Genomic DNA, 13986 nt, shown 5'->3' on the forward strand with positions numbered 1-13986 from the left:
TTTTGTGGTTCAATAAAAGAGTTTTATTATTTTAAATCAGACTATGACAACACAAGAATTTCTAGGAAAACAAAATTTTACCATTCATACCGAGACAGTTTCAGAAAGCTGTCCGTCCAATATTGCCCTGATCAAATACTGGGGCAAATATGAAAACCAGATTCCGGCCAACCCGAGCATAAGTTATACGCTGAATCATTGTAAAACCAATACCTCTATGGAGTTTTTGGCAGATGAACCATTCTCGGTGCAAACTTTTTTAGCAGGAAATGAAGAGGTGAAATTTGCTGAAAAAATTGAAAAATATTTTAAAAATATCGAACAGTATCTTCCATGGATTCTGAAAGGAAAATACATTGTCAGAACTGAAAATACCTTTCCTCACAGTTCCGGGATTGCAAGTTCTGCTTCAGGATTCGGAGCTATTGCAAAATGTCTGATGAAGCTTGACGGAATATTTTCCAATGAACTTTCAGAAGAAGAATCATTAAGAAAAGCTTCATTCCTGGCAAGATTGGGAAGTGGAAGCGCCTGCAGAAGTTTATACAACGGTTTGGTCGTTTGGGGAATGTCAGATGAGGTGGAAGGAAGTTCAGACTTATTTGCTGTACCATATCCGGATACTGAAATTCATGACATCTTTAAAAATTTCAATGACTGGGTCTTACTGATCCATGAAGGGCAGAAAAGTGTCTCTTCAACGGTAGGACACGGGTTAATGAACACCAATCCTTATGCAGAAAGAAGATTTCAGGAAGCAAGAGAGAATTTTGTTCCAATGAAAGAGATCTTAAAGAGCGGTGATATGGAGCGTTTTATTAAATTGGTAGAACACGAAGCGCTTACCCTGCATGCGATGATGATGATGAGTGATCCAGCTTTTATCCTAATGAAAACAGGAACCATGGAGGTGATCAATAAGGTCTGGGATTTCCGTAGAGAAACAGGTCTTCCGTTATTCTTCACATTGGATGCCGGAGCCAATGTACACCTGCTGTTCCCGAATAACGGATCCGAAGATCAGATCAAAGCATTTATTGAAACCGAGTTACTTCAGCACACGCAAAAGAATGGAGTCGTAAAGGATGTAATGAAATTCTAAAATGAAAAAATGGCAGTTCTTCTGCCGATAAATCAGATATGTCTGCGTAATTCGTGAAAATTGTGAGAAAAAAGCTCCCGCAGATTTCACGGATTACGCAGATTCTTTTTAGTGAAAGTTAGGCTGAATTTTTAACGGCTTTTTTGTACACTCGCTTAATCGAATCAATGCCAATTGATTCCCTCTTTGCACCCTTAAAATTCTATATTCTAAAAATGAACCTTTGCGTTAAAAAAAGCATTGTATTTCAGATAAAGATTTCATCAGTTTTAGATTGGAAGTTTTTTTCAATTTTTTTACTCACGCAGATTTAACAAATAAAGCAGATAGATCAATAAGTATTAAAAATCTGTGTAATCAGTATAATCTGCGCGAAATTTTAAACCATCCGATTTTTTATTTGCTTTATCAGAATCAATGAAATTGATTCCCTCTTTGCACCCTTAAAATTTTACATTCCAGAAATCAACCTTTGCGTTAAAAAAAATATTGTTATTAAGTTTTTTAAAGAAAGGGAGTGTTCAGAAAATCATTAAAAGGCTTCATCAGTTTAAAAATCTTCGTCATATTTTTGACCGCATTTTTATCCAGAACTTCCTCATCTTTCAGGTTATAAACCACGATGAAGTTTTTAAGCTTTAAATAGTCTCCCATCGGGTCTTCCTTTTCAAAACCCTGAGGGATTTTTTTGAGTTGATCATCCTGATCAAGCTTTGGGAAATGTTTCTTAAAGTCCTTCTGATTGATGATCTTAAGAAAATCCTCGCCATATAACGAAATTTCCTTTCTGACTTGTTTCAAAACAGCAGATTCCGGCATGTAAATACCACCGGCAAGGAAAGATTTTCCGGGTTCCATATGAAGGTAGTAACCTCCTTTTTGGCTGCCTTTTCCCATCCCTAAAGAGGCTCCGAAATTGGTTTTGTAAGGTATTTTATCCTTTGAAAACCGAGTATCTCTGTAGATTCTGAACAGTGCTTTTTTACCGTCAAGCTTGCCTAATTCTTCATCGAATCCAGCCATTTCTTTAATCAGTTCATCAAGAAAAGCGATGACGTTTCCCTGAGATTCTGTGTAAAGGTTTTTATTTTCTGTAAACCACTCACGGTTGTTATTGTTGGTCAGTTCTTTTAAGAATGTAAATGTTTCGGGCTTTATTGTGCTCATATGTATTGGGAATTTAATGGTAAGCTGGATATGATTTAAATGAACCAAGTTAAAAAATATACTTAGGGTGACCAAAATTAAATAGAGCCTCTGTTTTTTTATTTCTTATGAAATCTAAATTTAAAATCATCAAAGAAGTCTTATCATATGAACCATGGAATTTTATGATTGGACTTAAACAAGGAGCGAAATAAAGCTTTAACCCAATGAAAAGGGGAGGTATTTTGCAGTTTGAAAAAATAATTATAATTTTTAAATAAGCTCTGAATTTGCAGTAATTTGAACATTCTTAATAGGTTAGTAAACCTTTAAATGAAGCCATGGATACTGGGATTATTTCAATAACAAGAAAGTGTAGTTATAAAAAGAAAAATTTACATTGAATGGTCTTATTTGTAAAAATTCATAAATAATACCGAAAAAATCAATCCAATTTAATAAAAAAAAATAATGTTTAACATGTTTTTAACGCAAGGGCTGTTTTTTTGGATTTAATTTTTTAAAAATTAAAAATATATTAAAGGATTCTGAATTAAACTTTACATATTTAGAACTTTATTCAAAAACAAGTCAAATATTTATTGTATCTTTGCAAAAATTTTAAAATATTTAATGAATTTATTTACGGAGTCCAATTTAAGTCCTGACATCCTTAAGGCAGTTGGCGAACTGGGTTACGAAAGCCCGACAGAAATCCAAAAACAGACTATCCCTTTCATTCTTTCAGATATTCGCGATTTGATCGCACTTGCGCAGACAGGGACAGGCAAAACAGCAGCGTTTTCGCTTCCGATTTTGGATATGATTGACGAAACGAGTCGCAAAATCCAATTTTTGGTGCTTTGTCCGACACGGGAATTATGTCTTCAGATTTCTAAAGACATAAAAAATTATTCCAAGTACATGAAAGACATCAAAACCACAGCGGTTTACGGTGGAAGCAGTATTATGGATCAGATTCGTTCTTTAAAGGACAAGCCGCAAATTATTGTGGGTACTCCGGGAAGAGTAATCGACCTTATCAACAGAAAAGCACTTGATTTTTCTGCGATTCATTGGTTAGTTTTAGACGAAGCTGATGAAATGCTTTCTATGGGTTTCAAAGACGAGTTGGAAACAATTCTTAGAGAAACACCGGATACAAAGCAGACATTCTTGTTCTCGGCAACGATGAATAAAGAAGTGGAGAGAATTTCTAAAAATTATCTTACCAATCCTCACCGTATTTCTGTGGGTTCTATTAACGAGGTTAAGAAGAACATCAAACACGAATATTACGTAGTAGGATACCGTCAGAAAAAAGAAGCTCTTAAGCGATTGATTGATGCGAACCCGAACCAGTATTCTATTCTTTTCTGTAGAACAAGAATGGAAACTCAGGAGGTTGCTGATTTCTTAATGCAGAACGGTTATGCGGCAGATGCCCTTCACGGGGATCTTTCTCAGGCACAGAGAGATACGGTAATGAAGAAATTCAGACTGAAAAACATCGATATTCTTGTAGCGACAGACGTTGCAGCAAGAGGTTTGGATGTAAACTCTTTAACGCACGTTATTCACTATTCTTTACCTGATGATCCGGAAGTATTCGTTCACAGAAGTGGAAGAACAGGTAGAGCAGGAAAAGATGGTATTTCAATCTCTTTGATCAAGCCTGAAGAAAGCAGAAAATTAAAGCAGATTAAATCTACAACGAAAATCGATATCGTTGAGAAATTTATTCCAACGGGTGATGATATTATCAAAGCTCAGGTGGGAGGTGTTTTTGAAAAATTATTTACAGAACACGAAGAAGATATCTTTGAATTCAATGATAGCTTAATCCCTGATTTAAGTGCATTCACCAAAGAAGAACTGGTACACAAATTACTACAGTTCCAATTGAAAGATCTTGCACTTTACTACAAAGATAAGCATGACCTTGCTGAGCAGAAACTGAGCAGCAGAGATGATGACTATTCAAGAAGAGACAGAGGACGCGATAGAGACCGTGACAGAGGAAGAGATCGTGACCGTGGAGACCGTGACGTAAGAGGAAGCAGAGATGGCGGAAGAGAACGTGGCGGAAAACCTAGAAGAAAGAATGAAAACATGGTAAGATTCTTCTTCAACTTAGGGAAAAAAGATCAATTGAAGAAACTTGATGTTTTGGATATTATTAATAAAGCAACTTCACCAGCTGGAGGAAGCAAAAAAAGAGCAGAAATTGGTGATATTGAAATTTTAGAGAAATTCTCTTTCTTTGAAATTGAAAAATCATTCAAAGGAGAGCTTTTGAGTAATATTGCATCAATGAAATTCAAAGGAAAAGATATGAGAGCTGAAGAGGCTAATTAATACTCATACTACACTATACAAACCGGCTTTTAGCCGGTTTTTTTGTTTGATAATCAGGCGTTAATCGTATGTTAACAAAACTTAATGTCATATAGTTTCAGGGCAAATCCTTTTTTAGGAAATTTGCACCAAATTATAAATACATAAAAATGGGAATTGGTAATATTTTCCACGCTTTTCAACCAAAAGATAAAATCTTCTTTGTACTTTTTGAAAAGGTAACGGAGAATTTAGTTGCAATGTCGGAAGACTTTAACAACGGGATCAAAGATTTCGATCTTAACGATGACACGATGTTAAAAAGAATGAGCGACTACGAACACAAAAATGATGAGCTTACGCATGAGATCTTCGTTGAATTAGGAAAAAACTTCATTACGCCGTTCGACCGTGAAGACATTCACACCCTGGCAACCGGCCTTGATGATATCGCTGATTACATCTACGCTTCCACAAAATACATTTTCTTATACAAATCGCCTGAGATGAAGGCGTATTCGGATTTCTCACTCCTGATCCACAAGGCTTGTCTTGAGATTCAGAATGCGATGAAAAACCTTAAAGGGTTTAAGAATATGGATCAGGTGAAAGAAGCTTGTATCAAAGTAAACTCTATTGAAAACATTGCAGATGACCTGCTTTCCAACTCAATGGTAGATCTGTTTGAAACCAATGATGCCATCAACATTATCAAAGTTTCATCTGTACTTAATTATCTTGAAATAGTAACTGACAAAGCTGAAGATGTTGCCAACACGATTGAGAACATCATGATTAAATACGCTTAAACAATTATAACTAACAGAAATGGAATTTCCGATTTTACTTACGGTTATTATTGCTCTAGCTTTAATTTTCGATTATATTAATGGTTTTCATGATGCGGCCAACTCCATTGCAACCATTGTTTCTACCAAGGTTTTAAGCCCTTTTCAGGCAGTACTTTGGGCAGCCCTTTGGAACTTTGCAGCTTTCTTTATCGCGGCTTATATTATTGGAGAATTTAAAATTGGTAATACGATTGCCAAAACGGTTAATGAAAACTTTATTACATTAGAAGTCATATTTTCCGGTCTTATCGCTGCGATAGCCTGGAATCTTTTAACATGGTGGTTTGGTATTCCATCATCATCATCACACACTTTGATCGGTGGATTTTTAGGAGCTGCCCTGATGCATGCTTTTATGATGGATTATCACGAAGTTGTGGCTAGTCACCCGGATTTAGGAACTTGGGAGACTATTAAAGCAGCCTGCTCTCAGGTGGCCCAGCAAAGTGTTGTTAAATTTGACAAAGTGATTCCTATTTTCCTGTTCATTTTTATGGCTCCGATTATTGGGATGATTATTTCCATCATTATCACTTTAATTATTGTTCATCTTTATAAAAGATCGAATCCCTATAAAGCAGACAAATCATTCAAGAGACTGCAGTTGGTGTCTTCAGCTTTGTTCAGTTTAGGACATGGTTTGAATGATGCACAGAAGGTAATGGGTATTATTGGAGCAGCGATGATCTACTATCACGTTAATATGCTTCAGGATCCTGTTTATCTTAATATTGAATCTGCAGCCCGTTTCGATTATTTTGCACAGCATTATATCTGGGTTCCTTTGGTTTCTTTCATTGCTATTGCATTGGGAACTATGAGTGGTGGTTGGAAGATCATCAAAACAATGGGTACTAAGATTACAAAAGTAACTTCACTGGAAGGAGTAAGTGCTGAGACTGCAGGAGCTATCACTTTATTCATTACGGATCATTTTGGTATTCCTGTATCTACAACACATACCATCACCGGTTCTATCATCGGGGTAGGATTAACGAAGAGAATTTCTGCTGTAAGATGGGGAATTACCGTAAGTCTTCTTTGGGCTTGGGTACTAACGATTCCTATTTCGGCAATTGTTGCTGCGATTACTTATCTTGCTGTAACGTTTTTAACTTAATTTTAAAGTTGAAATATATAATACAAACTTTGTCCTCCGGGGCAAAGTTTTTTGTTTTATAAAGCCTCGAAAAATTGTATTTTTGTTCAAATTATAAGATTTTATGGAATTTTTAGACAGATACCAGCAAATCGTTGCTGAAGCGATCACGAAGTATACTTTTAAAGACAAGCCTGCAGAACTTTATGACCCGATGAACTACATCATTTCCCATGGTGGAAAGCGTCTTCGTCCTATTATGGTACTGATGGCGTGCGACCTGTTCGGCGGAGATCTGAAACAGGCAATAAAACCGGCGCTGGCAATCGAATTTTTCCATAATTTCACCCTGATCCATGATGATATTATGGATGAGGCCCCTTTGAGAAGAAATAAACCTACCATTCATACCTTACACGGAATCAATGTCGGGATTCTTTCCGGAGACGGACTGATGCTGAAAGCTTATAAATTCTTTGAAGATCTTGAACCTGAAATCTTCAAGGCGTGTATCAGAATATTTACCCATACCGGACTTCTTCTTTGCGAAGGACAGCAGTATGACATCAATTTTGAAACGCAGGAAGACGTAACCTATGATGACTACATCAGAATGATTACGTACAAGACAGGAGTACTGAGTGCATCATCATTTGAAATAGGGGCGCTTATTGCAAGAGCTAATTTTAAAGATGCCAAAGCCATTTTCAATTTTGGAAAACACATTGGTATCGCATTCCAGATTATGGATGATTATCTGGATGTATTCGGAGATCAGGCTCAGTTTGGTAAGAAACATGCCGGAGATATTTACGAGAACAAAAAAACCATTCTGTATCTTTTAGCGAGAGAACACGCTACAGACGAAGAAAGAAAAGAACTTGACCACTGGTATGGTAAAAAAACCGATAATATCGACAAAGTATACGGCGTAGAAAAGATCTTCAGAAGAACGAAAGTTGATGAGAAAGCATTACGTCTGATCCAGAAGCACAACGAAATCGGACAAAGTTACCTTGAGAAGATCAATATCCCGGAAGACAAGAAAAAACCTTTTGCTGAACTGGCCAACTACCTGTTGAGAAGAGAAAGCTAAATAAAGGTAATAGGAATTAGGGCTTAGGGATTAGTTGTTCATAGCAAATTCCTAAGCCCTGATTTCTAAACCCTAATCCCTTATTAATGAAATTCAGAACCGAAGTAGACATTCCCCCATCGGAAAAAAAGATTGATATTGAAGATAAAATATTTTCAATAGGATCCTGTTTTGCTTCGGAAATGACAGATTTGCTGGGACAGGGACAGCTTCAGACGGTGAATAATCCTTTCGGGACTATCTTTAATCCTTTTTCGATCAGTAATGCGGTTAAAAGGCTTCATGATTCGGAGTTTTATACCGAAGATGAGCTCATCACATTTAATGATGAATTTATCTCTCTGGACCATCACAGCAGTTTCGACAGAAGATATATCCACCAGACTCTGGATAAAATTAATGCCGGAATAGAAGTGGGCAACCGTTTTCTACAGGATGCCGGTTGGGTCATCATCACCTACGGAACTTCATTTATTTATGAATTTATTCCCAAGAAAAAGCTAGCCGCCAACTGTCACAAGATCCCGCAAAAGTTTTTTGAAAAAAGACTGCTTTCGCACCAGGAACTTACGGATTCCATTTATAATACGGTTTTAAACCTCAAAGATATCTGCCGTTACGATGTACAGATCCTATTTACGGTCTCTCCGGTACGTCATACCAAAGATGGAATGATTGAAAACCAACTGAGCAAATCCAAACTGATCACAGCTGTGCATGAAGCGCTTTTACAGCTGGACAACTGCCATTATCTGCCCGTTTATGAGATCTTAATGGATGATCTGCGAGATTATCGTTTTTACAAGGAAGATTTGATTCATCCTACGTCGCAGGCTGTCAATTACATCTTTGATAAGTTCGGGGAAGCTTATTTTTCGGATGCGACGAAAAGTTTTATCAAAGAAAGCTTTAAGATCAATAAAGCGTTGGAACATAGAACAGATGATGATAAGGACCCGAAATATATAGAGTTCAGAGAAAAGCTTGATGCAAGGATTGAAGCTCAACGCGAAAAAGTAAGGCATAAAATATTTTTAAATGATTGACTTTACTAATATTGAATACCTGAAATCAGGCAATGAAAGACAGAAAAGAGCCTATGATGTCCTGAAAAAATATCAGGTTTTCGAAAAATTAAAAGACTATTCTCCAGTTCTGGCGGGAACCATTCCCATTGAAATTGATATTGAAAGCAGCGATCTGGATATTATTTGCGAAGTAGATCTTGAATGTGAAGAAGACTTTTTAGATGAAATCGCTATGAGGCGATTAATGCCGGGAGATACAGATGTAAAGGTTGAAAATATAGTGGTCCGCGGAGAAAAAAGCATTGTCCTAAACTTTATGCTGGAAGAATTTCCCATAGAGATTTTCGGACAAAATAAACCGTCCATTGAACAGAATGCCTACCGTCATATGGTGGCAGAATACAGAATATTACAGGAAAAAGGAGAAGATTTTAAACATAAAATAATAGAACTTAAGAAACAGGGAATAAAGACGGAGCCGGCGTTCGGCCTGCTGATGGAATTGGAAAACCCTTATGAAGATCTGTTAAAATTTTAAGAAAATGATTGATACACATACCCATTTATACGCAGAAGAATTTGATGAAGACAGAAAAGAAGCTATCCAAAGGGCTGTAGACAAAGGAATCACGAAGTTTTATCTTCCTGCTATTGATTCCGAATCCCATGGGAAAATGCTTCAGCTGGAAGCAGAATATCCCGGACAGATTATTTCCATGATGGGACTTCACCCATGTTATGTAAAGCCGGAATCCTGGGAAAAAGAACTTGAAACCGTTAAAAACTATCTGGACGAAAGAGATTTTCCTGCGATAGGAGAGATCGGGATCGACCTTTATTGGGACAAAACGACACTGGACATCCAGGTGAAAGCTTTTGAACAGCAAATCGACTGGGCCATAGAAAAAGACCTTCCAATTGTGATCCACACCAGAGAAAGCTTTGATGAAACATTCGAAGTATTGGAAAGAAAAAAACACCCGAAACTTCGTGGTATTTTCCACTGTTTCTCAGGAGATCTGGAGCAGGCTAAGCATGCGATTGACCTGAATTTTATATTGGGAATAGGAGGTGTTGTTACTTTTAAAAACGGAAAGATCGATCAGTTCCTGAATGAAATTCCGTTGGATAAAATCGTTTTGGAAACAGATTCACCTTATCTGGCTCCGGTTCCGCATAGAGGAAAAAGAAATGAAAGTTCTTACCTTGATCTGGTGGCCGGAAAATTAGTGAATATCTACGGCAAAGACTTTACAGAAATAGACAGAATTACTACAGAAAATGCAGTAAGAATTTTTGGAAACTAAGGAGTTCGGATGAATAAAACTTTAACCTATATGAAAACCAGCAAAGCAAACAGTTTAATGCTATTTGCAGTCTATTTTGTGGTTAATTTTTTATTCCTCACCAAATATGGTATCCGTCAATCATTGGTTCCGATCAGTATTCTTATCATTGCCTTTATTGCTGTACATGTTTTAATATTTTTTCTGCGAAAGAATGAACTGTTGAGTCAAAAGATTAATGTAAAGCTCGTTTATCTTTTAACAGGTATTTTAGGAGTGGGATATATTACCTTATGCCATGTTTTAACAGATCCTTATCAACTAAGGATAGACCGTTGGCAGACGCTGGATTTTTCACTAGATTATTGGATTCACGGCAAATATATTTATGATACCCGAAACTTTATGGGGAATTTGTCCTCCTATCTTCCGGGACAGCTTTTGCTGGCTCTTCCCGCTTATCTTTTGGGAAATGTAGGTTATCTTCAGGTAGTTGCTTTTCTGTTGTTTTCGTACGTTGTTATGCTGGAATTTAAAAGCAATCTGATCAGGTTCACAGCCATATTAATGCTGGGAATATCTTTGGCTTATATTTACGAAGCAGTCTGCAAGAGCGATTTTATTTCCTCCTTTATTTTCGCGGCTGCATTTATCCTTTTCTGGCATACTAAGTTTAAAGAGAATTATTTTCAGAAACCTGTCCTGTTAGGAATAGGCCTGGGTATTTTATTTCTGACCCGAAGTGTAGTCGTTATTCCTTTGATTATTTTCCTGCTTAAACCTTTTTTAGCAACCAATACAAAGTCTAAAATAAAAACCGTTGCAGCCTTTCTGCTGAGCGTAGCTGTATTGTTACTCACCGTTTTTTTTCCTGCCAAAAACCTTGAATATATTATTGAACATAATCCTCTGACGCTTCAGGGACAGAGCAATAAATGGGTCATGCTGGTTTTTCTGGCGGTAGCTTTATTGTTATCGTTTTATGTCAGAAAAATAAATGATGTTTTCTATTTTTCGGCCTACATTGTTTTTTTGACGATGCTCAGTTTTGTACTGGAGAAGTTCCTGCTTTTCGGATTGGGCTTTCAGGATAATCTTTTTTCAACGACTTATCTTGCGGCCTGCCTGCCTTTCAGTATTATAGCTTATTGCTTTTCAGTTCGGAAAGAAATAGAGAAAGTCTAAAGCTTTTTAGGCCTGAGTGTTCCCAATTAACCATGTAAAGGTTCAAAACCTTGACATGGTTAAAAGCCTTTGCAGATAGATTTTTAAACAGTTTTTAGCCAAAAAAATCTTTATAAAAAAAGCCCTTTCGTTGGAAAGGGCTTTCATATTATTTTTTTCTGGTGAAATTCTTATTCTTAGGTTTTTTGAAGCTTGTAGGAGCGCTTCCGGCCGGCTTATTGTTATTATTCTGCGGTTTCGGAGAACGTGGTCTTCCACCACCAGCGGCCATAGGCTTGTTGTTGGAATCTCTTTTCTGTGCGATCAGATTTTCTGTATGGAAAGGGTGATCCTTTACCACAGGAATTTTCTTCCCGATCAGCTTCTCCGTATTTCTTAAGTTTAAAAGATCAAGGCTGTCTACGAAAGAGATTGAAGATCCTTCAGCACCAGCTCTTCCCGTTCTTCCGATTCTGTGAACATAGGTTTCAGAAACATCGGAAAGTTCGAAATTGATCACATATTTAAGCTCATCGATGTCAATACCTCTTGCAGCGATGTCTGTAGCCACCAGAATCCTTGTTTTTCCGGACTTAAAATTATTCAGGGCATTCTGTCTCGCATTCTGAGATTTATTACCGTGAATGGCTTCTGCTGAGATATTGTCTTTCTGAAGTTTTCTTGCAATTTTGTCCGCACCGTGCTTCGTTCTGGAAAATACCAGTACAGAATCAGCGATCTCGTTTTCCAGAATATGAGAAAGAAGGTTCAGCTTGTTATCTTTATCTACAAAATAAACCGCCTGCTTAATCGTTTCTGCAGTCGAAGAAACCGGAGTTACTTCTACTTTCACAGGATTATTCAGGATAGAATCTGCTAATTTCTGGATTTCAGAAGGCATGGTTGCAGAAAAGAATAACGTCTGTCTTCTCTGTGGAAGAAGTTTGATGACTCTCTTTACGTCATGTACGAAACCCATGTCAAGCATTCTGTCTGCTTCATCAAGAACAAAGATCTCAATGTTTTTTAAGCTGATGATTCCCTGAGCGATAAAATCCAGAAGTCTACCAGGGGTTGCTACCAGGATATCGATTCCTTTTCTAAGGGCAGCTTCCTGATTTCCCTGCTTTACACCTCCGAAAATAACGAGCTGTTTAAGCGGAAGATATTTTCCGTATGCATTAATGTTTTCCTCGATCTGGATGGCAAGTTCTCTTGTCGGCGTTAAGATCAGGGCTTTTATATGGTTGGTTTTGGTCTTATTTTTTGATAAATTCTGTAGAATAGGAATAGCAAACGCCGCTGTTTTTCCCGTTCCTGTCTGTGCACATCCTAAAAAGTCGCTGCCTTTTAAGATTTCAGGGATAGATCTCTCCTGAATGGGCGTAGGGTTTGTATATCCCTGTTCTTCAATTGCTTTCGCAATAGGTTCTATTAAGTTTAGGTCTGTAAAATTCAAATGAACTGTTTTTTTTAATTTAAAATAAAATTCCCTCAATGTGAAGGAATTATATGATGCAAAGGTAGTCTAAATATTTTTAAGCGGATCATTTTACTTTTGTCCACTGCTGGTTATGTCTCAGGTCTTCAATGAAGAGGTAGACTTTTCTCAGCTTTTCACTTCCTCTTTTGCCATAGTCTTCTACATTTTTGGAAGTTCCATCCGTAAAATTAATTCTCAGATAGGACGTGGAAAGATCCGTGATATTTCTTGATCCGTACTTATCCTGAAGGTTTTTAACGTCAAGACCGTTTAGTAAAGAAACGAGTTTGTTGTAATCAGATTCTTTGAGTACAGCTTTAAAAGTTCCTTCCCGTGGTTTTGAAAATTCCCCTTTCGAAAAATCTTTGGAGAAATTGAAGTGTTCTGCTTCCAGTATGGCCGTCCTGTCCGGATTGATAGTCATGGTAAAAATAGGGCAGGATCCAAAACATGCGCCTGCCTGATATTCAATTTTGGAATATTGTGATTCCGTTTTCTGTGTGGTGCAGGAAAATAAAAATATCAGTGCACATAGGCTTAATACATATTTCATAGGAAATGGTTTCTCTAGGTTGTTTCAATAATTATTCCAAATAGAATCGGGTTCAGCAGTGAACTTATTCCAGAGATGAAACGCAACAGCCTTTGGTGAATGATAATCTTAAAAGTACCGGGTCAATATTGATTGATTCATAGTACTTTGTTCTCTTTTTGGAAGTGTTGTAATAAGAATAACTCTTGATTTCCCCTTTGTCAAAGGAAATTTTATTCTTGAAGAACAAAGGTTCCATATCAAACAGGATATTGTTATTGAAGTCCTTATCCGTATTGGCAATGTCCAGTTCAATCACTGCGACATTCGTTTTTCCTTTATGAATAAGGTTATACTTATAATGAATCAGATCGTTGTCTGCTTTCTTTTCCACCAGTTCCAGTACCTGATCGGTTTTTGCCTTCTTCCTTTTCTTAATATCTGCAATCTCCGACTCTAAAGGAATATCACCCTTGAAATAGTCAAAATTTCCGGGCTTTATTTCTTTATTTTCGTCTTTAATCAGAACAGGAAGAACAGGGTTGGTATCTTTTTTTAAATTGTAAATAATACCGTTTCTGCTGTTGTTAAAAGATAAAACAGACAGGTCAGCATCATTGGTATAGTATTCGATCACCTCATTCACTTCATTACCTGTACCCTGATCAGCAATTTTATTGTAGGTTAATTTTTTATTGAATTCAAACCTGAAAAACGCTTTATCACTGAAAGGTGCCGGTTCATCCAATCTGGGTGCTTCCACGAATGAATCACCCCCTTGAGCATAAGCCGAGGAGGGCAGAAGAAATGAAACAAAAATAACAGCGGGTGCTGTTATTTTCTTTAATGAGTGTATCATCTT

The 13986-nt window shown here is 37.0% G+C and carries 13 protein-coding genes; 9 read left to right on the forward strand and 4 right to left on the reverse strand.

What is annotated here, in order from left to right; genetic code table 11:
• Nucleotides 1-43 precede the first annotated feature (43 nt).
• The gene (locus BUA72_RS05075) at nt 44-1102 is read left to right on the forward strand and encodes a diphosphomevalonate decarboxylase (RefSeq protein ID WP_072922031.1); all 1059 of its coding nucleotides are present in this window, start codon (nt 44-46) and stop codon (nt 1100-1102) included.
• A gap of 504 nt (nt 1103-1606) precedes the next feature.
• Here BUA72_RS05075 and BUA72_RS05080 read toward each other — a convergent pair.
• Nucleotides 1607-2269 carry a DUF2461 domain-containing protein gene (locus BUA72_RS05080; protein ID WP_072922032.1) on the reverse strand — a complete coding sequence of 221 codons (663 nt, stop codon included), beginning with the start codon at nt 2267-2269 and terminating at the stop codon, nt 1607-1609.
• 612 nt (nt 2270-2881) lie between these two features.
• Here BUA72_RS05080 and BUA72_RS05085 point away from each other — a divergent pair.
• The 8 genes from BUA72_RS05085 to BUA72_RS05120 all read left to right on the forward strand — a co-directional run bounded on the left by BUA72_RS05085 (nt 2882) and on the right by BUA72_RS05120 (nt 11130).
• Nucleotides 2882-4606, forward strand: a complete 1725-nt coding sequence (locus BUA72_RS05085; RefSeq protein WP_047453633.1) for a DEAD/DEAH box helicase — start codon at nt 2882-2884, stop codon at nt 4604-4606.
• A 149-nt stretch (nt 4607-4755) separates the two neighbouring features.
• Nucleotides 4756-5394: a DUF47 domain-containing protein gene (locus BUA72_RS05090; RefSeq protein WP_040998750.1), complete on the forward strand. Its 639-nt coding sequence runs from the start codon at nt 4756-4758 to the stop codon at nt 5392-5394.
• 19 nt (nt 5395-5413) lie between these two features.
• Nucleotides 5414-6556, forward strand: a complete 1143-nt coding sequence (locus BUA72_RS05095) for an inorganic phosphate transporter (protein ID WP_047453646.1) — start codon at nt 5414-5416, stop codon at nt 6554-6556.
• Nucleotides 6557-6659: 103 nt separating this feature from the next.
• Entirely contained in the window at nt 6660-7631 is a 972-nt protein-coding gene (locus tag BUA72_RS05100) for a polyprenyl synthetase family protein (RefSeq protein ID WP_034728908.1), read from the forward strand.
• An 86-nt stretch (nt 7632-7717) separates the two neighbouring features.
• Nucleotides 7718-8677, forward strand: coding sequence for a GSCFA domain-containing protein (locus BUA72_RS05105; protein WP_072922033.1), 960 nt, complete (start codon nt 7718-7720; stop codon nt 8675-8677).
• Nucleotides 8670-9197, forward strand: coding sequence for a DUF4269 domain-containing protein (locus tag BUA72_RS05110; protein ID WP_047453651.1), 528 nt, complete (start codon nt 8670-8672; stop codon nt 9195-9197). Before BUA72_RS05105 ends, BUA72_RS05110 begins: the two co-directional genes overlap by 8 nt.
• Nucleotides 9198-9201: 4 nt before the next feature.
• On the forward strand, nt 9202-9966 hold the full coding sequence (locus BUA72_RS05115; protein WP_072922034.1) for a TatD family hydrolase: 765 nt from the start codon (nt 9202-9204) through the stop codon (nt 9964-9966).
• 30 nt (nt 9967-9996) lie between these two features.
• A complete protein-coding gene (locus BUA72_RS05120; RefSeq protein ID WP_139259519.1) occupies nt 9997-11130 on the forward strand; it encodes a hypothetical protein in 1134 nt (377 codons plus the stop codon).
• Between the two features lie 148 nt (nt 11131-11278).
• Here the strand turns inward: BUA72_RS05120 and BUA72_RS05125 are convergent, their stop codons facing one another.
• The 3 genes from BUA72_RS05125 to BUA72_RS05135 all read right to left on the reverse strand — a co-directional run bounded on the left by BUA72_RS05125 (nt 11279) and on the right by BUA72_RS05135 (nt 13983).
• Nucleotides 11279-12568, reverse strand: a complete 1290-nt coding sequence (locus tag BUA72_RS05125) for a DEAD/DEAH box helicase (RefSeq protein ID WP_047453970.1) — start codon at nt 12566-12568, stop codon at nt 11279-11281.
• Nucleotides 12569-12656: 88 nt separating this feature from the next.
• Nucleotides 12657-13145: a DUF6438 domain-containing protein gene (locus BUA72_RS05130; protein ID WP_072922036.1), complete on the reverse strand. Its 489-nt coding sequence runs from the start codon at nt 13143-13145 to the stop codon at nt 12657-12659.
• Nucleotides 13146-13209: 64 nt separating this feature from the next.
• On the reverse strand, nt 13210-13983 hold the full coding sequence (locus BUA72_RS05135; protein WP_072922037.1) for a hypothetical protein: 774 nt from the start codon (nt 13981-13983) through the stop codon (nt 13210-13212).
• Between the last annotated feature and the right edge of the window lie 3 nt (nt 13984-13986).

The sequence above is a fragment of the Chryseobacterium sp. OV279 genome (genome assembly GCF_900128945.1).
GTDB lineage: Bacteria > Bacteroidota > Bacteroidia > Flavobacteriales > Weeksellaceae > Chryseobacterium.